The 21442-nt window shown below is 60.1% G+C and carries 15 protein-coding genes and 1 tRNA gene; 7 read left to right on the top strand and 9 right to left on the bottom strand.

Annotated elements, in window-relative coordinates; all coding sequences use genetic code 11:
• Window positions 1-101: 101 nt before the first annotated feature.
• The 3 genes from recB to KZ772_RS06790 form a co-directional block, all read right to left on the bottom strand.
• Window positions 102-3695: an exodeoxyribonuclease V subunit beta gene (gene recB / locus KZ772_RS06800; RefSeq protein ID WP_290539053.1), complete on the bottom strand. Its 3594-nt coding sequence runs from the start codon at window positions 3693-3695 to the stop codon at window positions 102-104.
• On the bottom strand, window positions 3692-7099 hold the full coding sequence (gene recC, locus KZ772_RS06795) for an exodeoxyribonuclease V subunit gamma (protein WP_290539052.1): 3408 nt from the start codon (window positions 7097-7099) through the stop codon (window positions 3692-3694). The genes recB and recC overlap by 4 nt, the downstream gene beginning before the upstream one ends.
• Window positions 7100-7185: 86 nt before the next feature.
• Window positions 7186-7347 (bottom strand): hypothetical protein, encoded by a 162-nt coding sequence (locus tag KZ772_RS06790; protein ID WP_290539051.1) that lies wholly within the window; start codon window positions 7345-7347, stop codon window positions 7186-7188.
• Between the two features lie 147 nt (window positions 7348-7494).
• On the opposite strand from KZ772_RS06790, the gene KZ772_RS06785 reads away from it, so the two are divergent.
• Window positions 7495-8895: a PLP-dependent aminotransferase family protein gene (locus KZ772_RS06785; protein ID WP_290539050.1), complete on the top strand. Its 1401-nt coding sequence runs from the start codon at window positions 7495-7497 to the stop codon at window positions 8893-8895.
• A gap of 164 nt (window positions 8896-9059) precedes the next feature.
• Here KZ772_RS06785 and KZ772_RS06780 read toward each other — a convergent pair whose 3' ends face one another.
• Both KZ772_RS06780 and KZ772_RS06775 read right to left on the bottom strand, forming a co-directional pair.
• The gene (locus KZ772_RS06780; RefSeq protein WP_290539049.1) at window positions 9060-9491 is read right to left on the bottom strand and encodes a DUF3332 family protein; all 432 of its coding nucleotides are present in this window, start codon (window positions 9489-9491) and stop codon (window positions 9060-9062) included.
• A gap of 225 nt (window positions 9492-9716) precedes the next feature.
• Window positions 9717-11084 carry a lysine 2,3-aminomutase gene (locus KZ772_RS06775; protein ID WP_290539048.1) on the bottom strand — a complete coding sequence of 456 codons (1368 nt, stop codon included), beginning with the start codon at window positions 11082-11084 and terminating at the stop codon, window positions 9717-9719.
• Window positions 11085-11487: 403 nt separating this feature from the next.
• On the opposite strand from KZ772_RS06775, the gene KZ772_RS06770 reads away from it, so the two are divergent.
• Window positions 11488-12933 (top strand): phospholipase D-like domain-containing protein, encoded by a 1446-nt coding sequence (locus KZ772_RS06770; protein ID WP_290539047.1) that lies wholly within the window; start codon window positions 11488-11490, stop codon window positions 12931-12933.
• Between the two features lie 204 nt (window positions 12934-13137).
• The gene (locus tag KZ772_RS06765; protein WP_290539046.1) at window positions 13138-13872 is read left to right on the top strand and encodes an START domain-containing protein; all 735 of its coding nucleotides are present in this window, start codon (window positions 13138-13140) and stop codon (window positions 13870-13872) included.
• Here KZ772_RS06765 and KZ772_RS06760 read toward each other — a convergent pair.
• Window positions 13826-14005 carry a PLDc N-terminal domain-containing protein gene (locus KZ772_RS06760; protein WP_290509440.1) on the bottom strand — a complete coding sequence of 60 codons (180 nt, stop codon included), beginning with the start codon at window positions 14003-14005 and terminating at the stop codon, window positions 13826-13828. The two genes, KZ772_RS06765 and KZ772_RS06760, sit on opposite strands and share 47 nt — an antisense overlap.
• A gap of 157 nt (window positions 14006-14162) precedes the next feature.
• A tRNA-Arg gene (locus KZ772_RS06755) sits at window positions 14163-14239 on the bottom strand.
• A 386-nt stretch (window positions 14240-14625) separates the two neighbouring features.
• On the opposite strand from KZ772_RS06755, the gene arsS reads away from it, so the two are divergent.
• The 4 genes from arsS to KZ772_RS06735 all read left to right on the top strand — a co-directional run bounded on the left by arsS (window position 14626) and on the right by KZ772_RS06735 (window position 17388).
• Window positions 14626-15585, top strand: coding sequence for an arsenosugar biosynthesis radical SAM (seleno)protein ArsS (gene arsS, locus KZ772_RS06750; RefSeq protein ID WP_290539045.1), 960 nt, complete (start codon window positions 14626-14628; stop codon window positions 15583-15585).
• Window positions 15582-16271, top strand: a complete 690-nt coding sequence (locus KZ772_RS06745) for a TIGR04283 family arsenosugar biosynthesis glycosyltransferase (protein WP_290539044.1) — start codon at window positions 15582-15584, stop codon at window positions 16269-16271. The genes arsS and KZ772_RS06745 overlap by 4 nt, the downstream gene beginning before the upstream one ends.
• On the top strand, window positions 16258-16905 hold the full coding sequence (locus tag KZ772_RS06740; protein WP_290539043.1) for a TIGR04282 family arsenosugar biosynthesis glycosyltransferase: 648 nt from the start codon (window positions 16258-16260) through the stop codon (window positions 16903-16905). Before KZ772_RS06745 ends, KZ772_RS06740 begins: the two co-directional genes overlap by 14 nt.
• A 144-nt stretch (window positions 16906-17049) precedes the next feature.
• Complete coding sequence (locus KZ772_RS06735; protein WP_290539042.1) at window positions 17050-17388, top strand: Hpt domain-containing protein; 339 nt, start codon at window positions 17050-17052, stop codon at window positions 17386-17388.
• A gap of 646 nt (window positions 17389-18034) precedes the next feature.
• Here the strand turns inward: KZ772_RS06735 and fdxA are convergent.
• Together fdxA and mutS are read right to left on the bottom strand one after the other, a co-directional pair.
• Entirely contained in the window at window positions 18035-18370 is a 336-nt protein-coding gene (gene fdxA, locus KZ772_RS06730; protein WP_062817514.1) for a ferredoxin FdxA, read from the bottom strand.
• Between the two features lie 356 nt (window positions 18371-18726).
• Window positions 18727-21267 (bottom strand): DNA mismatch repair protein MutS, encoded by a 2541-nt coding sequence (gene mutS / locus KZ772_RS06725; RefSeq protein WP_290539456.1) that lies wholly within the window; start codon window positions 21265-21267, stop codon window positions 18727-18729.
• Window positions 21268-21442 lie beyond the last annotated feature (175 nt).

Raw genomic sequence — 21442 nt, 5'->3', positions numbered from 1 at the left:
AGCGTGTTGCAGTGATTCAGCAATGTTGTTTCGCGAGCACGAGCTACTCCCTAAAGATTGCCTATCTCGCGTCTCGTAGCTAGTCTCTCGCAGCTCGTAGCTCATATCTTTCCCCCAAACATCTCATCCAGCGCTTCAATCAACCCCGTCTCCGGCCGATCAAACACCGTGCCTGCCGCCGGCCCCTGCAAACCACGTAAAAATACATACACGGCGCCGCCCAGGTGCTGGTCAGGATCGTAATCCTGCAGGCGGCTTTTCAGCAGGCGGTGCAGGGCCAGCAGGTAGAGCACGTATTGCACTTCGTAGCGCTTTTCCAGCACCGCGTCGGTCATGGCGTCCAGGGTGTAGGCGCTGTCATCCACGCCCAGCCAGTTGGATTTGTAGTCGAGCACGTAGTACTTGCCGTCGTGTTCGAACACCAGATCGATAAAGCCCTTGAGCATGCCGTTGAGGATATCCGCTTCCAGTCGCGGGCGCGGGTGTGTGGGGTGGATGTGCTGGCGGATCAGGGTGTCCATCTCGGCCACTTTCACCTGGTGGGCGGGGAACACAAATTCCAGTTCCGGCACATAGGTATGCAGGGCATTCAGGGCGATGTCGCTGTTCGCCACCGGTAGCGGTGTAGTGACCGCCTGCTTCCACCAGTGGCGGATCACCGCGAAATGATCCTGCCAGCCGCGCGCCTGCAGTTTTTCTTCCACGCTGGTTTCAAACTCGATGGGGTCAGCCAGGGTCTGTTCGAAGCGCTGGTTGGCCGCCTGTTCGAGTACATCGTGAAGCAGGGTGCCCGGTGCGGCACCACGGGGGAAGGCGTGGATGGTATCCGCTAACGGTTCCGCATCATCGACGAGGGTGTCGTCCTGCTGCTCGGCCAGTTGATCGCCGCGCGGGTCGGCCGGGGCCAGGGTTTCCTGTACCTGTTTGAGGGCACTGTAACTGGCAATCCACCAGGGTTGCCGTTGTCGTGCCGCAGGAATCAGCGGCGTGCGCAAGGTCCGCGTTTCCGCTTTGGGTTGATAGCATTCCGGGTTGCTGTCCGGCGCGTTGATAATGGTGACCGCATCATGGGCTACCGGTGCCAGCGCGGTACGCAGGCCGTCGTTGGCCACGCCGTTACCGAACAGCAAACGGCCGATGGCGCTTTTCTCCAGTTGATTCTGTTTGCCACGGCCCTTGATGTAGGGCGCGATCCCCAGAGTGCAGGTGTGGCAGGCACGCGTCAGGGCCACGTAGAGCAGGCGCATGTCTTCGGCGAGTCGTTCGTGGTCCGCCTTGTTTTCCACCGTGTCGTCCGGTTCCAGCGACACATTGAGATGATCGTTTTCATGGTAGCGCAGCGGCGGCTTGTTCTTGTCCGCCGGGCGGAAGCTGCAGATAAAGGGCAGATACACCAGCGGGTATTCCAGGCCCTTGGATTTGTGGATGGTGATCACTTTGACCCGGTCGTCGTCGCTTTCCAGTCGCAGGATGCTTTCCTTGCTACTGCTACGGCCTTCCTCAACGGTGTCTTCGAGATAACGAATCAGTGATTGCTCGCCATCCAGCTGGGTGGCGGCCTGCTGCAACAGTTCTGCCAGATGCAGCAGGTTGGTCAGGGCCCGTTCGCCGTCCAGGCTCTGGCTTAGCCGGGCGGGCACATGAAAATCCATCAGCAGGCTGCGCAGCATGGGCAGCACGCCCTGGCTCTGCCATTGCTGGCGATAGCCGTGAAACTGCTCCACGGTTTCTTCCCAGCGCACTTCATCCTGATTGAGGGCATCCAGTTCCGCGTAGGCCAGATCCAGCACTGCGCAGGCCAGGGCGCTGCGTACCCGGGTGTCAGATTCCGGGGTGGCGCAGGCGTGCAGGATCAGCAGCAAGTCATGGGCTTCCGGCTGGGCAAATACAGAATCCTGATCGGACAGATAAACGCTGCGTACCTGCCGCTCCATCAGTGCATCGCGGATGGCTTTGGCTTCAGTGCGATCGCGTACCAGGATGGCAATGTCGTTGGGATGCAGGGGCCGGAAGCTGTCGCCTTTCTGGAAGCCGGTGACACCTTTTACGGCACCGTTAAGCAGATGGGCAATTTCACTGGCACAGCGTGCGGCCTGCTCATCGCGGTACTGGCCGGCGCTGACCGGTTTTTCCCGCTCGTCCACCCACAGGGTAATGCCGGATTTTTCGTTGTTGTCGACCAGCAGAACGTCCTTGCGGCCGTTGGCTTGTACCGCTTCAAAGGGAATGGCGTTGTCCATCATGAACACATCACCAAAGGTATTCTGGCTGTAGCTGAACAGATGGTTCACCGCGCTGACCATGGCGTCGGCGCTGCGGAAGTTTTTATCCAGAGTGTAGTGGTTGCCTGCGGTGGCCCGGCGGGCTTTCAGATAGGTAAAGACGTCGGCACCGCGGAACGCATAGATGGCCTGCTTGGGGTCGCCGATCATGAACCAGCCAGTGCCTTCCTGCCCTTCATAAAGCGCGGAAAAAATGCCGTATTGGGTCGGGTCGGTATCCTGGAATTCGTCGATCAATGCCACCGGGAACTGGTCGCGGATAACCTGGGCCAGGCGTTCGCCGTTGCTGCCTTTCAAGGCATCGTGCAGGCGGCTGAGCATGTCGTCGAAGCCCATGGTGGCAGTCTGGCGACGGACCTGATCCACGCGCCGGTCGATCCAGGCGGCGGCATGGGCGAGCAGGTCGGTGCGGGGCAGTTGCGTGTTCGCCCGGCCTTCCATGACCGCATCCAGTTGCTGGCAGAAGGCAAAGTCCGGGCGGTGCTCCTGGCCGGCCTTGGTGAGTTTCATGCCCGCATGGGAAAACTTCGCCAGGGTGTCGTAGGCCTTGTCGTTGAGCCGTTCGCCGTTGGCGTAGCGCTGCAGGGTCTGCAACATGCCGGGCAGGCTGGTGGTGCGGTAGCTGTTGCCGTTGAGCCACTTGTTGTCGCGGGCAGCGCGCACCCATTCGAGAAAGTCCGGCAGTTCGGCGGCCAGTTGCTGGCGGGCTTGTTGATCCTTGTCCGCCTGCGGGCCAGTTTGCGTGAGCCAGTGTGTGATGCTTTGCGGTAGCTCCTCCGGGTCGGCTTCTTTCAAAACGAGCAGGGGGCGGCAGGCCTCCAGCAGGGCGTCCGGGTTGCCCAGGTTGTCGCTTTGCAGGGCATTGGCGGCGCTCACCGGGAATTCGGCAATCACCGAACGCCAGTAATCCCGCGCCGCCATTTGTTGTTCGTCGCTGGCGTCTTCCTGCAATTCCAGGCTGAACAGGCTACCGGAATCGAAGGCGTGCTGTTTGAGCATGCGGTTACAAAAGCCGTGGATGGTGTAGATGGCGGCTTCGTCCATCCACTGGGCGGCGGCATCCAGGCGCTGGGCACAGCGGGCGCGGTCGTCCGAGTCGCTATAGTCGTTGAGCAATTCGGCCAGCACCGGGTCGTCGGCTTCTGCAGCGGCATCGGCAAAGATGCGCGCGGCATCGGCCAGGCGATCGCGGATCCGTTCGCGCAGTTCTTCCGTGGCCGCTTCGGTGAAGGTCACCACCAGAATTTCCGGCGGCAACAGCGGGCGCGAAAAAGCATTCTCTTCGCCGTGGCCAAGTACCAGACGCAGGTAGAGAGCGGCCAGGGTAAACGTCTTGCCGGTGCCAGCACTGGCCTCGATCAGCCGGGTGCCGTGCAGTGGGAAGGTAATCGGGAGCGGACGTTCAGTGCTCATACGTCGTCTCCTGGCTCTTGCCACTGTGCATGTTGATAGAGCGGGGCATAGAGTTGCTCGGTCCAATAGGCAAAGGCGCTGTGGTCACCATGGCGGACAGCCAACATAGTGTCGAAGTCGGCCCAGGCCCGGGCAATGGCCGGTTCCTTGTCCTGTTCGCCGGTGTGCATGAATCCGGATTCGAACACCTTGCGTGCCTCGTTGTCGCCGTTGTCTTTTTCTTCCCCTTTCAACCAGGCAAAGGCGGTGGCGCAGGCGATGGGCAGCGGTTCGCACAGGGCCTGCTGCCAGGCATGGCCCAGTTGGTCCAGGCAGAACTGGGCGTCGCTGCGGTTCAGGTGGGGCAGGGTGACGCGGCCATCCTGGCCCTGGATATGGGTGGTCAGCGGATGCCCGGCGGCGCAGGCGGCCAGGTGCAGGGTCCAGTCCCGGGTGAGTTTGTCGAAGCGTTCCTTGAGCTTGCCGGTGTGCAGCACTAGCCGCTGGGCATTGGCGGCGGAGCCACGCAGGTCGGTAAGCCAGTCTTCGATCTGCAGCGGGCCGGCATTCAGGCGGATTTCCTGTTGGGGTTGCGGTGCGCCGCTCTCGGCCAGCAGGGCAAAGTAGTGTTCCAGTGGCTGCGACAGGGGCATCAGCAGGCTGTCGCGGCTGCCTTCGTCAAAGGGCGCCAGGGGCAGGTCGCCGCTGCCGGCCAGGCGATCCAGGGTGTGCGCCATGGCGTCGCCGGCATGCTCCGGGCCGGCGCGCAGTGCTTCGTTGAGCAACTGGTCCTGTAGCTGGAAACGTTGCAGGCCATCGAAGGCGAAGGGTTCGCTGTCGTCCAGGACCTGGCGTTGCTGTTTCAGGCGGGCCTTCAGCCGTTGCTCGAAAAAATGTGCCACCGGTTGCTTGAGAAAGCGACCCAGGGCGGCGCAAGTAATCGGTTCGTCGGTATCCAGTGGCGGCAGGGGCTGGGCGTTGCTGACAGCGGGAGCCTGGCCATCGTGGAGGGCGCGCCATTCGTTGGCGTAAGTGTGTAGCGAATCGCTGTCGTTGGCCGCCCCCTGGTCGGTGTGGAAGAAGTAGCGGGCGCTGAACGGTTGCAGCGGATGGGCCACGGTGAGGGCATCCACCGGTTCGCCCTGGTCGGTATGCCAGCGCTGGTTGATATGGTCGCGCAGTTGCGCCACCAGCACCGAGGGCGGGCGTTCGCTGTTGTCGCGTACGTTGCGGCCGGTCCAGCTGATGTAGAGGCTGTCGCGGGCGCTGAGCAGGGCTTCCAGAAACAGGTAGCGGTCGTCGTCCCGGCGGGAACGATCCCCCGGGCGATAGTTACCCCATTGCCGCATCAGATCGAAATCCATGGGCTGCTGCTGGCGCGGGTAGTCGCCGTCCTTCATGCCCAGCAGGCAGACATGGCGGAAGGGAATGGCGCGCATGGGCATCAGGGTGCAGAAGTTGATGCGCCCGGCCATGAACCGTTGCGACAGGCTTTCCGCATTCAGGGCATCGAGCAGGGGGCGGCGGGCCACGGTGAGTGGCAGGGGGCTGTCGAAGTCGGCTTCGGCGCAGGCGGCCAGCCAGTCATTGAGGGCGTCGCGCAGGCCCGCATCCAGGGTCTGGTCGGTTTCGTCCACCGGGGCGAACAGGTCGTCCAGCAGTTGAGTAAAGCGCTGTTGCCACTCCCGGGCGCTGGCGTCCTGACGGGACTGTTGCCAGTGGTGTTCGAGGGTATCGAGCAGGCGCGACAGGCGCCCGGCCAGCTCCGCGCCCAGGCCGGCCACTTCGTCCAGGGGTTCGATGCCCATCCAGGCCGGGCCGTCGCCGAGCAGGTAGCCGGCCAGCATCCGTTTCAGGCCGAAGGCCCAGCTGTTCTGTTCGAAGCCGGGCACCTCCAGGGTGGTGCGCTGCTGGCTGTTCAGGCCCCAGCGAATGCGGGCCTGGTCGATCCAGCGGGCCAGTTGCGACAGGTCGCTTTCGTCGATGCCGAAGCGTTCGCGCACGGCCGGCACATCCAGCAGATCGAGTATGTCGGTGGCGGTGAAGCGCCACTGGGGCAGGTGCAGCAGGGATTCCACCGCCTGGGCCAGAGGGGATGCGGCCCCGGCACTGCGGTCGCTGAGGGTGTAGGGCAGATAGCGGGGATCGTCCCGGTCCAGTCGGCCGAACACCGCATCAATGTGCGGCGCATAGGCTTCGATGTCCGGCACCATCACAATCACGTCGCGGGGCTGCAGGCTCGGGTCGTTGCTGAAACGGTCCAGCAGTTCATCCTGGAGAATTTCCACTTCCCGTTGGGCGCTGTGGCCGATGCGGAAATGTAGAGAACTGTCAATTTCCAGGGGCGGACGCTGGTCCGGTGCCGGCAGGGGTTCCAGATCGAGAATGTCCTGCTGCAGGTGTTGCAACAGGGTTTGCGGGTCGCAATTTTCAAACAGATCGATCTGGTTCTGGAAGGCGCTGCGATAACTGTCCGGATCGTCGTGATCGTAGAGCAGGCCGATAAAGTCCCGGCCCTGTTTGCCCCAGGCGGCCAGCAGCGGGTTAACGCGGTTTTCCGGCAGGGCGGTCAGGTGGCGTTTACGGTTGTCCAGCTGGCGTCGCAGCAGTTGTTTGTCTTCGACGATATCTGCCCAGTAATGCTGGCAGGGGTTCTGTACCAGCATCAGGATCTGGCAGTGCTGGCTGAGCGCGGCCAACGCTTCCAGAGCCTGCTGGGGCAGGGCGCTGATGCCGAAGATGATCAAGCGGCGGGGCAGGCCCGGCGGTGGCATGCCCTGTTCCTGGTGTTGAGTCAGTGCGGCCATGAAATCCCGGTGGATGGCGCTGCGGCTGAGGCCCTGCTTGCTGTCATTCATGTCTGCCAGCAGAGCGCGCCACAGATGTGCCTGCCATAACTGGCTGGTGGGGAAATCATCAAAGGCGTCGCGATCCTGGGCCTTGCGCAGACGGTCGTTGCCGCTTTCCCAGTCCGCCAGCCAGTCTGCCCGATACACCTGATAGGCATCGAACAGATCCGCCAGTCGCTCGGCCAGCTGATGGCGTTTGCGGCCATCCACATCGTCGGCGAGAAAGTGCCGCAATGGGCCGAAGTGGTCGTTATTCAGCAAGGTAGGCAGCAGACGGTAGAGCCGCCATAGCAAGCGGGATTTATCGAAGGGGGAGGTGCGCGGCACCTGGCTTTCGCCGAGTACGGTGCGATAGGCGCTCCACAAAAAACGGGCGGGCATCTGGAACTGGAAGCCGGCGCTGATGCCCAGGGCATCCGCCAATTGCAATTTCAGCCACTGGGCCATGCCGTTGGATTGCACCAGGAAGGTTTCCGTTTCCAGCGGTGATAGCGGCTCACGCTGCAGCCAATCGGCCACCAGCTCGGTGAGGGTTTCCAGACGGTTGCCGTGCAGCACCATCAGCCCGTTTTGCATGGACATTCCTTGGGGATAATTGCCAAGGAGTAAGCCTAAGGGAGTCGGGCAGATGGAGGAAGGGTTAAGACGTCAGACGTCGCTTCTTACATCACACTCAACCACCATTGCGGCCGTTGCGACACCTTCTCCGGCGCCGGGTTCTGATGCACGGTGCGTGCGCCGTTTTCATCGCTGTTGTTGTCACTGAACAGCACCTGAACAAGCAGGGGTAACAACAGCAACACAAGTAGCCATTTTCTGGACATGCGGTCTCTCCCTGTGGTGATACCGACAGAGTAGGTAGACAGCGCAAGGCATTACAGATATAAAAAAACAATATTGAAGCGGTACAGATGGTAAGGATTGTAATCTGTACTGCTTGTTGTGCTAAAAACTGTACCGGACTCCCTCCCATGACCTTGTATCAAAGCCTGGCGGATCGCCTGCAGACCCTGATTCGTGATCAGGTTTACCCGGTAGGTAGCCGTCTTCCCGGCGTGCGGGTGCTGGCGGAGCAGCAGCAGGTGAGCGTATCCACGGCGGTGAATGCCTGTCGGGAGCTGGAGCAACGTGGTGTGCTGGAAGCCCGTCCGCGATCCGGGTATTACGTGCGCCAGCCGCCGGTGGTGCGCGAGGCTCCCCGGGTGACGACGGCAAGCCGGCGACCGCGCCGGATTACCGGTCAGGAGCGGGTGCTGCAGGTACTGCAGAATGTGAATAACCCTTCGGTAGTGAACCTGGGGGCGGCGGTGCCAGCGCCAGAATATATGCCAGTGGCAACCATGGAGAGGATGTTTCACAGCGTGCTGCGTGAGGAGCGACGTCGCTGTGTGGGTTATGCCTTTCCGCCTGGCGCCCCGGAATTGTGTACCCAGATTGCCCGAAGGCTGGCGGGATTGCAGTGCGAGGTCAGCCCGGAAGATGTGCTGGTTACCAATAGCTGCCAGGAATCCGTGGCCATTGCGCTCAAGCTGACAACCCAACCCGGTGACACCGTGGCGATTGAGTCGCCCACCTATTATGGCCTGTTGCAGGTGATCGATTCGCTGGGACTGAAGGCATTGGAAATCCCTACGGATCCGGTGGATGGCATTTCCCTGGAAGCCCTCACCCTGGCGCTGGACCGCTGGAAAGTCTCGGCCTGTGTGGTGGTGTCGAATTTTTCCAATCCGCTCGGGGTGCGGCTATCCGACGCACGCAAACAGGCACTGCTGACACTGTTGTCAAAGCACAAAGTGCCGCTAGTGGAAGATGACATCTACGGGGATCTGCCGCTAAGTGGACCCCGCCCCCGGCCAGTGAAAAGCTGGGATCGCCAGGGGCTGGTGTATTACTGCTCGTCCTCTTCGAAAACCCTCTCAGCGGGTTTGCGAGTAGGGTGGCTGGTGACGCCGGAGCACCATCGTGAAAAGGCCCAGTATCTGCAATTCATCAATACGGTATCGGTAGCCACGCCATCGCAGCTGGTATTGGCCCGTTATCTGGAACGTGGTCATTACGACCGGTTCCTGCGCCAGCTGTGTGGTGAGCACGCCCGGGGTGTGGCAAGAATGACCGAGCGGGTAACACAGCTTTTTCCACAACAGACCCGGGTAAGTCGGCCTGCGGGTGGGTTTGTGTTGTGGGTGGAGTTGCCGGGGGAGGTGGATACCACCGAACTGATGGAAAAAGCACTGGAAGCCGGGGTGAGTTTTGCTCCCGGCTCGCTGTTTTCCGCCTCCGGAAAGTTCGCCAACTGTCTGCGGCTGAATTGCGCTGTGAAGTGGGACAATCGGGTGGAGCAGGCGCTGGTGACCTTGTCGCGGTTGTTGTAGCGGCCGAATGGAAGGTTACTTTTAGCTACGAGCTACGAGCTACGAGCTACGAGCTACGAGCTACGAGAAGCTAAAACCGATTTTGCATTTCGCTTTTTTCAACTCGCAACTCGCAACTCGCAACCAAGGTTTTTATGCCCTCGGCGATGTCGCTTGGGCTTGGGTTACATCATCACCGAGCCGAGCACTTCGCGCTTGTCGTCCTGCACTTTGATGACCTGATCGCCTTGCTTGATCAGGGTGTAGCTTTCCTGAGCGGCGACCACGTTGATGGAGCCGTCTGCGTGGTAGGTCAGTTCGGCTTCATTGCCCAGCCCGTCGGTCACGGTCTCCGTTGTGCCGGCGACCTTGGCGCCTTGCTTGCTGATCGGGTTGGTGCCGGTCCAGAACTCGATGGAGTTGAAAATGATGATGTCGCCGAGCAGCGACAGGCCGTAAACCGGTACCCACCAGAACACAAAAGAGATGCCCTGGTTGACGAATTTGTTGTTGGTGGCGGTGGCATTCCAGTCCTGGACGGTATCGAACAGGGCGTTCTGACCAAGACAACCGGTCAGCAGAGCGGCAGCAGATGCACTGGCGAGAATTTTCTTCATCGGACTCTCCTTGGGTTGGGTGCGTTCATTATTGCCGTCATTCAGCGCTAAGGGGAAGCAGTGAATAGTTAACAATGAACAGTTAACAGTTTGCGACACTGACCTTCCTGTTTTGCAACGCAAGAGGCCGCGCTCGATGTCCGGGCGCGGCCTCTTACGTTTACAACAGCACGACACTTCAACCGCGTCGCTGTTAACTGTTCATTGTTAACTATTCACTGATCGTTACTCGCTTTCCATTTCTGCCAGCTCGTCCTCGAAGAAGAATTTCTCTTCGCCGAAGGCGGGTTCCAGATGGTTGAGCCAGGTGGCCTCTTCGTTGTACTTGGCGAAGAAGGGGCGCTGTACCCAGTCATGGTTACGACCCTGGATGAAGCGCAGGGCGAACACTTTCTCGCCGTTGATTTCGGTCACGCCCTGGATTTCCACCTTGCCCGGGTGGCTGGACATACTCGGGCCACGGGCGGTACGGGCGATACCGGATACCTGCTTCATGGCATCACGGTAGATCTGCCAGGCCTTGGCCAGCGGCACTTCAAAGTAACGACGGGCACCGGTGTCCCGCTCCACAAACATGTAGTAGGGGATGATGCCCAGCTCTACCTGGGTCTGCCAGAGGCGAGCCCAGTCGTCGGCATTGTCGTTGATGTGTGCCAGCAGTGGGCCCTGGGCGCGGATCACGGCGCCGGTGGCGCGTACCCGGCGTACGGCTTCCCGGGCGATGTCCGTTTCCAGTTCCTGCCAGTGGTTGTAGTGAGCCATCAGTGCCAAGTGCTTGCCGCTGGCCTGCACTTCCCGGAACAGGTCCAGCAGGTCCTGGGCATCGTCGTCTGACACCACACGCTGTGGCCAGAAGGTCAGCGCCTTGGAACCGATGCGGATAGTGCGGATCTGGTCCAGTTCCAGCAGCGGTTCGATGTGGGCGCGCAGGTTCTTGGTCTTCATTACCAGCGGGTCGCCGCCGGTGATCAGCACATCGGTGATTTCCGGGTGCGCCTGGATATACTTCTTGAGCTGGCCGGCTTCCTTGGTGGCGATTTTCAGATCGTTGTCACCAATGAACTGGGCCCAGCGGAAGCAGAAGGTGCAGTAGCTGTGACACACCTGCCCCTGGCTGGGGAAGAACAGCACGGTCTCGTTGTACTTGTGCTGGACGCCATCGATCTTCTCGCCGTCCACTTCCGGCATGTTGTGTTCCATCTGCCCAGCGGGATGCGGGTTCAGGGCGTCACGGACTTCGGCGATGGCGGCCTTGATCTCGGCCTTGTCGCCGCCGCGCATGGCTTCGGCCACCTTGTCGAAGTGTTCCGGAGCCAGCATGCCTTTCTGCGGGAAGGTGAGCTGGTAGATGGGATCGTTGGGCACCTTGTCCCAGTCGATCAGTTCGTCGATAACGTATTCGTTGACCCGGAATGGCAGCACATTGGCAACGACTTCCATGGCAAAGCGGGTCTCGTCGTCCAGGCGTTTGAGTGGCTCGATCTTGTCGAGCTGGCGCGCGGTGAATACCTTGAAACGGCGCGGCTCTTCAAACTGCTCAAACTGCGGTTCCGTGCTCTGATGCAGCGGAATGACGGCATTGGTTTCGGGCATGGTATCGCTCCTCATCATGCGCCGGCATGACGATGGAATCGCCAACACCGGTACACTGGTTGCCTACACCAGCAGGATTTGTATTCGGTACTACAGATGGCCAGCGGCAGCTGGCGCTGAGTTGGGCTATGCCCACTAACGTGCGCCGATCGTGTTCGACGCTGAGGACCCGGGACCCACGTCTCCCAGCCTTGTCGGGGAGGACGTGCAGCGCTTGGCGGCTGCGGCTGTCCCAAAAGAGGGCGTATTTTAGTGACTTGGCCCGCAAAGCGCAAAACCGCTGATCTGACTGGTTTTTTTGCCGGAAACGGGGCGTTGGGGGATATGCTATGTTGACTCAATATTGCCAGCCTGGGGGCATGTGGGCCCGGAAGGCTGGGGGTGGGCACGGAGCTGAAAACCTTTGGATCTGACATTCTGGAAAAGCCGTTTCGATCAGGGGCTGGCGGTGCTGGAGCCGTTCTGGCCCTATCTGGCTGCTGCCATCAGCCTTTTCCTGGCGATTTACGTCACCGCCCATGTGGCACAGAACAAGCGCGATGCCCGGGCCGCCGCTGCCTGGACCGGCCTGGTGTGGCTGGTGCCGGTGGTGGGGGCGGTGTTGTATTTCATGTTGGGGGTGAACCGCATCCGGCGTCGCGCCCGACAGCTTACCGGTGGGCTGATCGATAGTGATGATGGCTGGCGGGTGGCCGCTGAGGCGGTGCCCACGGTGCCGCATCTACAGGTGCTCAGCCGGCTGGTGGGACGTCTTACCCATTTGCCGCTCACCGACGGTAACGAGCTGGCACTGCTGGACGCGCCGCAGGCCTATCAGGCCATGCTGGACGCCATTAACGGTGCCAGTGAGAGCATCTACCTGGTGACCTATATTTTCGGCAATGATGCTGCCGGTAAACCGCTGGTGGATGCCCTGGCCGCGGCGGTCAAACGGGGCGTCAAGGTGAGGGTGCTGATTGATGGCATGGGCGCTCATTATTCCCTGCCGTCAGTGGTCTGGCGTCTGCGCCGTAGCGGGGTGCCGGTGCAGCGCTTTCTGTACTCCCTGGCACCCTGGCGCATGCCCTATATCAACCTGCGCAACCACCGCAAGATCATGATCGTGGATCGCTCCCTGGGCTTTACCGGGGGTATGAATATCCGCGCCGGCTATCTACACAAACCGGCTCGCACCACGGATCTGCATGCCCGGCTTGAGGGCCCGGTGGTTGGTCAGCTGTTGCGAAGCTTCGCCGCCGACTGGGTCTTTACCTGCGGAGAAGTGCTGGAGACCAGCTATCGTGGCCCTGCCCAGGTGGGCGATGTTCAGGCGCGGGGTATCAGCGCCGGCCCGGATGCGGATTTTGATAAACGCCGGCTTACCCTGCTGGCGGCCATCGGTAGTGCCGAGCACCGTATCCGCATTGTCACCCCCTATTTCGTGCCGGACCTGACCCTGATGGCGTCCCTGCAGATGGCCATTTTGAAGGGGGTGCAGGTGCAGATCGTGATTCCCCGCAAGAGCAACCTGCGCATGGTGAACTGGGCGAGTCTGCATGCCCTGCGCTGGCTGGTGGGTGAGGGCGCCGAGCTCTATCTGTCGCCGCCGCCATTTGATCACAGCAAGGTGATGACGGTGGATCAGCACTGGCTGATGCTCGGTTCCGGTAACTGGGATGCCCGCAGCCTGCGCCTGAATTTCGAATTTGATCTGGAGTGTTACAGCGCGACCCTCACGACCCGGGTGGATAAAATGCTGGATCGCCATATCCTGCTGTCTACCCGCATGGAGTCGGATCATTTCCGCGACATGGCGCCCTGGCGCCGTTTGCGTAATGCCCTGGCGCATCTGATGGAGCCCTATCTTTGATCTGAACCGGTGACGTCATTTGCCACCATGACGTACCAGTCAGCGGGGATTCGAGCGCATCGACTGTGCGGCAGGTCGCATTTTCAGGCTGTCTCTGTCACATTTTTTTCCGTCAGTCAGGTCTGGCGCTGTCAGGCAGGTTATAAAGTGATCACTCGCCGTGCTGTCTCAGGTGCGGCGTTGGGGATGCGTCAGGAAAACAGAATGATAATAAAACGGTTTTTACTCGGCCTGATCCTGCTGGGCGGATCAGCCATGTCCGTGGCCGACTCGTCAAAATGGGTACTGGTCACCGACCGGGATGATATCCAGGTCTATCGCCAGGATGATGACAGCTCACGCTTGAAAACCTTCCGTGGCGTGGGCGTGGTACCGGTGACGGACTTCAATGCCATTGGTGCCCTGATGGACGATTACGACGCGGTCGCCTCTTTCATGCACATGGTCTCTGAAATTCGTGACCTGCACCGGGCCTCTCCCTATCAGCGTGACGTCTATGTCACTACGCGTTTGCCATGGCCGGTGAAAGATCGGGATGCGCCTTTGCGTGTGACTTTCTACCAGGAGCCGGGCAGCTACGATCTGGTGATGCCGTTTTCCCTGAATCCGCCGGTATTTCCCGAGCAGCCTGACTATGTGCGCATGCCACAGATGGAAGGCTATTACCGGTTCGAGCCCTTGTCGCCGGGGGAGGTGAAGGTAACCATTGAAGTGATACTGGACCCGGGCGGTGCGGTGCCGGCCTGGCTGGCCAATATCATACTGCGGGATATCCCGTATTTTTCACTGCGGCGGTTGCGCCGGGTGGTGAACCAGCCCCGTTTCCAGGGGATTTCCCACGGCTACTACCAGACTCCGGAGAGCTGGCAGAAGCCGCAGAAACAGGAAGTGGCTAACGCTGCTTCAAAGGAGACCCCGGCCCCATCAGTGCCCAGATAATCAGGCCGATCAGCGGAACCACCAATACCAGCACTACCCACAGCACCTTGTGCAAGGTTTCGGCGCTGGACTGGATGATCATTACGATGGCGTAGATCGCCACGGCCAGTTGCAATAGTCCCAGGAGTTTCATCAGCAAGATCCTTCTTGTACCCGAATGGAATCTTCAATCTAGAGTAGCCAATCCATCGGGTAAATCACTGATATGTAAAAGAAGGTTGATGGTACCGTCAGGGAGCGGCGGCTGTGCCGGGGCATCTTGCCGGTGAGGGGATGGAAAAAGGGCAAGTTGGCGCCCCGAACAGGAGTCGAACCTGTGACCTAGCGCTTAGGAGGCGCTTGCTCTATCCAACTGAGCTACCGGGGCTTTGAAGAGGGACAATTGTAAGGACTTTTAGTCGCGACGCCAGTTTCCATCATGCAAGTGGCTAATCTTCAGGCGATTCAGGTGGCGAGATTTTTGTGGGAAATTCAGTTTGCTGAATGAATGGGGCTGCCAGTTTCCTGCCACTGCCTGAGGAGAACCACCGCTTTAAGCTCCCTTCTTCATTCCGCAGGCTGAATTTCCCACAAAAACCATGCTGCTTCTGTCTTTATTCCTTTGGCTACAGCGTTGAAGCAAAAAATAGTCCTGATACTTGCTTAACGACCACAGGCCGCCACCGTCTAGCTAGTAGCTTGCAACTTTCACGTAACCTTTGCGACAAGCCTGCATCCAATTGCTAGCATTGAAGAAATTGAAACAGGTGATGTATGCAGGATACCCACGATTTACTGGTGCGCAGCAGCACCGACTTCCCGTCTTTGCGGCGCCATGCCACATCCATATTGCAGGTGAACCTGGGTTATCTGTGCAATCTCAGTTGTGTTCACTGTCATGTGAATGCGGGTCCCACACGCACCGAATTGATGGACCGGGAAACTGTGGACATGGTGCTGGAGGTGATTCGGCTACGTGATATCCGGGTGCTGGATCTCACCGGCGGTGCGCCGGAGATGAACCCCCATTTCCGTTATCTGGTTGAGCAGGCCCGGGCCATGGATGTGGAAGTGATCGATCGCTGCAATCTCACCATTCTGCTGGAGCCGGGTTACGAAGATTTGCCGCAGTTTCTGGCGGATAACCGGGTGCATGTGGTGGCATCACTGCCCTGTTACCTGGAAGAAAATGTGAACGCGCAGCGCGGCAAGGGTGTGTATCAGGGCAGTATCGAGGCCATTCGCCGGCTTAATGCCCAGGGCTATGGCAGTGACGGGCTGTTGCTGGATCTGGTCTACAACCCCACCGGCCCGTCCCTGCCGCCACCCCAGGCGGTGCTGGAGGCAGACTACAAGCGTGAGCTGGATGAACGCTTCGGGCTGCGTTTCAACAGTCTGCTGACCATCACCAATATGCCTATCAGCCGCTTCGGCGCCGTGCTGCTGGCCCACAACCAGTTCAACGATTATATGCAGTTGCTGCGCGATAACTTCAACCGCGACACCCTGCCGGCAGTGATGTGCCGGGCCACGGTGAGCGTGGATTACCAGGGTTACCTGTACGACTGCGACTTCAATCAGATGCTGGATATGCCCCTGGGACACCACGAAGGTCACCCGCATCTGTCCGGGCTGCTGGATCACGATCTGGAAGGCGAGCCGATCTATGTGGCGGACCATTGTTTCGGCTGTACCGCTGGTGCTGGCAGCAGCTGCAGTGGTGCCCTGGGATGAGCGATGTCAGGGTCAGTGTGATCGTGCCGGTGCGTAATGAAGCCGGCAATCTGGCCGATACCCTGGCCATGCTCCGCCTTGCCCTGCGCGACGGTGATGAACTGGTGGTGGTTGATGGTGGCAGTACTGATAGCAGTGTGGACATTGCCCGTGAGCTGGCGGACCAGTTGATTCTCTGTGCTCCGGGTCGGGCCAGGCAGATGAACGCCGGTGCCCGCCAGGCCAATGGTCACTGGCTGTGGTTTGTCCATGCGGATACCCAGCTGGACTGTACACACCGTCAGCAACTGTCGCGTTTGCCGGCCGATGCCCGATGGGGGCGTTTTGATGTGCGTTTGAGTGGCCGGCGTCTCCTCTACCGGGTGATCAGCGCCATGATCAATTTGCGTTCGCGGGTTTCCGCTATTGCCACCGGTGATCAGGGCATCTTTGTTCGCCGTGATATCTTTTACGCACTGGGCGGCTACCCCGAGCAGCCACTGATGGAAGATATCGCCCTGAGCCGGTTGTTGAAGAAGACGCAGGGACGCCCCCGTTGCCTGCGTCCGGCACTGATCACCAGCAGCCGGCGTTGGGAAACCGGGGGTGCCTGGCCCACCATCTGGCTGATGTGGTCGCTGCGCTACCGTTATTGGCGAGGTGCTCCGGCTGAGGAATTGTACCGGGACTATTATGGCGAGCACTGACAGCCCGTTGCAGCCGTTGCTGATTGTCTTTGCCCGGGCATTGCAGGCTGGCAAGGTAAAGACCCGATTGATTCCCCACTTTGGTGAAGAGGGTGCCCTGCGTCTCTACCGTTTCCTGCTGACCCGCACCATTGCCGCTGCCTGTCGCTTTCCGGGGCGAGTGGAACTCTGGCTGGATCAGCCGGACAGGGAGCTGCAGAGCCTGGCAGAGCGCAATGGCTGGTCCTGCCACCGGCAACAGGGTGAAGACCTGGGGGAAAAAATGGCGCTCGCCCTGCATGCGGGCCTGTCGCAGGCGGACCGGGTCTTGTTGGTTGGCAGTGACTGTGCGGTACTGGACCAGGATTACTTTGAGCAGGCGTTGCGGGCGCTCAACTCTGCGCCGGTGGTATTCGGCCCCAGCGAAGATGGGGGTTATGTGCTGGTGGGCAGCTCCCGGCAAAGCTTGTGGTGCCGCCGGCGCTTTCAGGGTGTCCGTTTTGGCGGTGAGCATGCCCTGGCGGATAGCGCCGCCTGTTTTCTCGGGGAACGGGTGGCCCGGTTACCGGCCCTGTGGGACGTGGATACCCGTGATGACGTGTTACGCGCCCAGAGCTGTGGTTTATTGCCCGTGATACAGGGAGCCCTTGAATGACAGCGTGCACGTTTCAGAATCGCTCTGACACGCAAGGTATTATTGAGGTTTTCTACTAAATTTTTCTGGATTTTCGAGGCATTCCACATAAGATTTCATGATTAATCGTTAGGGTTACCTCCCGTAAAGGAAGACGGAGCCGGTATGCAAGATTCAGCGATTCTCGACCACGAGGTCGTTTCAGAGCTACAGGATGTGATGGGCCAGGATTTCCAGATGCTGGTCGATTCCTTTCATCGTGACGGAGCGCAACGTCTAGCGGCTCTGCAGTCCGCTTACGCATCCGGTGACCAGGAAAGCCTGCGCCGCCAGGCCCACAGCTTCAAGGGCAGTAGCGGCAACCTGGGGGCCGTGCGCGTGTTCGATTTGTGCATGCAGTTGGAAAGTCTGGCCCGGGAAGGGGAGCTGGGGCAGGTTCCTGACTTGCTGACACGGCTCGGCGATGCCTTCGACCAGGCCTGTGAGGCCCTGCGCCAGATCTGATCTGTCCCCGCTTTTTCCGAATTTCAGGCAAAAAAAACCCTCTTCCGAATATGGGGGTGGAAGAGGGGGGTTGTGAGCGCTATTGCTAGCGCCTTGGGGGGATACTGGTTGAAGTTTTTCGGGCCTGATTTCCCGTCACTTCATGGAGACAATGCTAACCGTAAGCGCCTGTTGGTGCTGTAAAAACGGGTGAGAAAATGTAAAAACATGGGCGCGTTTTGACGTCCCCATGTTGCGCTTGCCTGGCGGTTGTTCCTGAATCGGCGTCAGCGTGGAGCTGGCTTGTAAGAGATCTCTTACACGGCTGTAGGAAAAAGCAGTCTCTTTCTGTTGATTTTGGCTACTTTTAAGCTGGGGTTTATAGATAAGCTTTTGATTCAAATGGCTTTTATTTTTGGCGGGTGGTTTTCAGGCAGAGTTTTAATATTTATTTTACCCAAACGGCCGAAAGCCGTTGATATAGTGGATTCGTGTTCAGGGATATGGGCACAGGGATAAGCAAGGACAGCACACAAGGAAGTTGCGGTGAGCGCAAAAGGGTCAGGATGACTCGACGCAAAAAAGGGCGGCAGGATGCCGCCCTTTTTCTTTGTCTGCGAAAAGGTAATGCCTGGCTGGCAGGCTTACCGGGTCCGCCGGGAAGGCCTTAGCCTTCCCACTCACGAACCAGCTTCTCGCGCTTGTTGGGCACACCGTCCCACTCTTCCGCGTCGTCCGGTGCATCTTTCATTTCGGTAATGTTCGGCCACTTCTCGGCCAGTTCCGCATTGATTTCCAGGAATTCCTGCTCACCTTCCGGCAACTCATCCTCGGAGAAAATGGCGTTAACCGGGCACTCCGGCTCACACAATGCACAGTCGATGCACTCGTCCGGGTGGATAACCAGGAAATTGGGGCCTTCGTAGAAACAGTCTACCGGGCATACTTCTACACAATCGGTGTGCTTGCAGTTAATGCAGTTCTCACCTACTACGAACGTCATAGCCTGTCCTCGCCAGGTGTCTTGATCTTTGTACAGCGCCAGCCTGCAGATTATAGCAGTGTAGGGCCTGTCTCGCTTGGGGTGGCGCTAGTCTAGCGACATGACCAAGGGCAGGCAAACAAAGCCTTGATATAAGGTAATAACTCACAGTGGCCGGAGAAGACAAGATCGTTATCTGCACGGCACCGTTGGCGCTTTGCTTGCAAAGCGAAGGTGTCGGGAGACGCTAAAATCAGTGCTTTCGCCTTGCGAGCAAGGCTCCAACGGTGGGGCGTGGGGGCCGTGGGAGCCAGCCAGTTGGCCATGATTCCCGGATTCGGGCTTCTAACTGGCCGGCGTTCCCACAGCAGGGCTGATTAAACCAGCCCCTTCAGCTTGTAGAGCGCCTCCAGGGCCTGCTTCGGGGTCAGGTCGTCCGGGTCCAGCTCGGCCAGTGCCTGCTCCGCCGCACTGGGCTCGGCAAACAGGCTGGCCTGGGCCGGTGCGGGGGACGGTGTGGCTGCCGGGGCCGGTGCCTCTGCGGCTGCCAGCGGCTTGCCCGCCTCCAGCTCGCGGAGTTTCTCCCCGGCCTGATGGATCACGCTCTGGGGCACCCCGGCCAGCTGCGCCACCTGTAGCCCGTAACTGCGGCTGGCCGGTCCTTCCTGCACCCGGTGCAGGAAGACGATGCGATTGTCGTGCTCGCTGGCGGTCAGGTGGGCGTTGTAGATGCCAGGCAGTTGCTGCGGCAGCTGGGTCAGCTCGAAGTAGTGGGTGGCGAACAGGGTAAAGGCTTTCAGGTTGCGGGCCAGATGTTCCGCCGCCGCCCAGGCCAGGCTCAGGCCGTCGAAGGTGCTGGTGCCGCGGCCGATCTCGTCCATCAACACCAGGCTGTGGGCGGTGGCGTTGTTGAGAATGTTGGCGGTTTCCGACATTTCCACCATAAAGGTGGAGCGGCCACCGGCCAGATCATCGGAGGAGCCGATGCGGGTAAAGATCCGGTCCAGGCTGCCGATGCGGGCGCTGGCCGCGGGCACGCAGCTACCCAGGTGAGCCAGCAGGGCGATCAGCGCGGTCTGGCGCATATAGGTGGACTTACCACCCATGTTCGGGCCGGTGATGATCACCATACGGCGGGCGTCGTCCAGGTGCAGGCTGTTGGGCACGAAGGCATCGTCCAGCACCTGCTCCACCACCGGGTGGCGGCCATCGACGATCTCGATGATGGCTTCTTCGTCCACTAGTTGCGGGCGCACCCAGTTCAGCGCCTCGGCGCGCTCGGCCAGGGCGGCCAGCACATCCAGCTCGGCCACGGCAGCGGCGCAGCGCTGCAGCGGGTGCAGGTCGGCAGCCACCTTTTCCAGCAGCTCTTCGTAGAGCCGTTTCTCCAGCGTCAGTGCCTTGCTGGAGGCAGACAGGGCCTTGTCCTCGAATTCCTTCAGCTCCGGCGTAATGAAACGCTCGGCATTCTTGAGGGTCTGGCGGCGCTGGTAATCCACCGGCGCATCGTCCGCTTCCCGGCGAGACAGTTCGATGTAGTAGCCGTGGACCTTGTTGTACTTCACCCGCAGGGTAGAAAACCCGGTACGCTCGCGTTCGCGGGTTTCGATATCCACCAGTACCTGGCCGGCGTTCTCGCTGATGGAACGCAGCTCATCCAGTTCGTCGCTGTAACCGGGGGCAATCACCCCGCCATCGCGAATCAGCATGGGCGGATTCTCGATGACGGCCTGGCCGAGAAGTGCTACCTGTTCCGGAAACTGGCCGATGCGTTCGATCAGTTCATAAAAGGCATCGGCGGCGGGCAGAGTGCCGATCAGGGCCGGCATGGCCTTCAGGCTGGCATGCAGCCGGGTGAGATCCCGGGGGCGGGCCGAGCGCAGGGCCACCCGGCCGAGAATCCGTTCCATGTCGCCGATGTCGTTGAGCACATCGCGGGTCGACTCGAAACACCAGCTTTGGCGCAACGCTTCGATCTGGTCCTGGCGCTGGGTCAGTGTGGTGCGGTTGCGCAGGGGCTGGTGCACCCAGCGCTTGAGCTGGCGGGCGCCCATGGCGGTCTTGGTGCTGTCCAGCACCCAGGCCAGAGTGTGCTGCTCCTGGCCATCCAGGGTTTCGGTCAATTCAAGGTTGCGACGGGTAGCGGCATCCATGGCCACGGTGTCATCGAAGCTTTCCACCACCAGCCCCGTCACATGGGGCAATTCACCGCGCTGGGTTTCCTTGGCATAACCGAGCAGGGCGCCCGCGGCGGCCACGGCCACCGGAGTCGGTTCGCCAAAGCCGGCCAGATCCTGTACCTGAAACTGCTGGCACAATTGGCGGCGGGCGGATTCCTCGTCGAACTCCCAGTCAGGACGCCGGCGGCTGCCCGCCTTGTCCGCCCAGCGTCCGGGCAACGCCTTGTCTTCACTGTAAAGGAGTTCAGCGGGCGACCAGCGCTCCAGCAGCGCCTGCAGTTGTTCGCTGCCTTCCACCTGGGTCACCACAAAACGGCCGGCGGCCACATCCAGGCTGGCGCAGCCATACTGGTTCTTGTCTTCATAAACAGCGCACAGCAGATTGTCACGACGTTCTTCCAGCAGCGCTTCGTCGCTGACCGTGCCGGGCGTCACAATGCGCACCACCTTGCGTTCCACCGGCCCCTTGGCCAGCGCCGGGTCGCCAATCTGTTCGGCAATGGCCACGGACTCACCCAGCTTCACCAGCCGCGCCAGATAGTTCTCAGCGGCATGGTAGGGAATTCCTGCCATGGGAATCGGCTTGCCGGCACTCTGTCCGCGCTGGGTCAGGGTAATGTCCAGCAGCCGTGCGGCCTTCTGGGCATCACCGAAAAACAGCTCGTAGAAATCCCCCATGCGGTAGAACACCAGCTGATCCGGGTGTTCGGCCTTGATCGCCAGGTATTGCTGCATCATTGGCGTATGTTGGCTCAGGTCCGCGCTCACGCTTCCTCCGGGGGTATCTATGACTCAGATGAAAGAGGGCATGATATAGGGAACGGGACAAGGAATCATGGGTTGAATGGCTGCTCGACATTAGCCATGCCAAGCGGTCAGAAGGCGGAAAAAAATGGTGTATCGCCGTCGCATT

It is taken from the genome of Alcanivorax sp. (assembly GCF_019431375.1).
In the GTDB taxonomy this organism is placed as follows: Bacteria; Pseudomonadota; Gammaproteobacteria; order Pseudomonadales; family Alcanivoracaceae; genus Alcanivorax; species Alcanivorax jadensis_A.
This window is presented reverse-complemented; position numbering and strand designations above follow the sequence as displayed.

Bases quoted from the DNA above. Each gene is read 5' to 3' on its own strand.
- arsS (WP_290539045.1), top strand. From the start codon at position 14,626: ATGCAGGATACCCACGATTTACTGGTGCGCAGCAGCACCGACTTCCCG.
- KZ772_RS06775 (WP_290539048.1), bottom strand. From the start codon at position 11,084: ATGCCCGAAACCAATGCCGTCATTCCGCTGCATCAGAGCACGGAACCG.
- KZ772_RS06790 (WP_290539051.1), bottom strand. From the start codon at position 7,347: ATGTCCAGAAAATGGCTACTTGTGTTGCTGTTGTTACCCCTGCTTGTT.
- KZ772_RS06735 (WP_290539042.1), top strand. From the start codon at position 17,050: ATGCAAGATTCAGCGATTCTCGACCACGAGGTCGTTTCAGAGCTACAG.
- recB (WP_290539053.1), bottom strand. From the start codon at position 3,695: ATGAGCACTGAACGTCCGCTCCCGATTACCTTCCCACTGCACGGCACC.
- KZ772_RS06740 (WP_290539043.1), top strand. From the start codon at position 16,258: ATGGCGAGCACTGACAGCCCGTTGCAGCCGTTGCTGATTGTCTTTGCC.
- KZ772_RS06780 (WP_290539049.1), bottom strand. From the start codon at position 9,491: ATGAAGAAAATTCTCGCCAGTGCATCTGCTGCCGCTCTGCTGACCGGT.
- KZ772_RS06745 (WP_290539044.1), top strand. From the start codon at position 15,582: ATGAGCGATGTCAGGGTCAGTGTGATCGTGCCGGTGCGTAATGAAGCC.
- KZ772_RS06760 (WP_290509440.1), bottom strand. From the start codon at position 14,005: ATGAAACTCCTGGGACTATTGCAACTGGCCGTGGCGATCTACGCCATC.
- KZ772_RS06785 (WP_290539050.1), top strand. From the start codon at position 7,495: ATGACCTTGTATCAAAGCCTGGCGGATCGCCTGCAGACCCTGATTCGT.
- recC (WP_290539052.1), bottom strand. From the start codon at position 7,099: ATGCAAAACGGGCTGATGGTGCTGCACGGCAACCGTCTGGAAACCCTC.
- mutS (WP_290539456.1), bottom strand. From the start codon at position 21,267: ATGATGCAGCAATACCTGGCGATCAAGGCCGAACACCCGGATCAGCTG.
- fdxA (WP_062817514.1), bottom strand. From the start codon at position 18,370: ATGACGTTCGTAGTAGGTGAGAACTGCATTAACTGCAAGCACACCGAT.
- KZ772_RS06765 (WP_290539046.1), top strand. From the start codon at position 13,138: ATGATAATAAAACGGTTTTTACTCGGCCTGATCCTGCTGGGCGGATCA.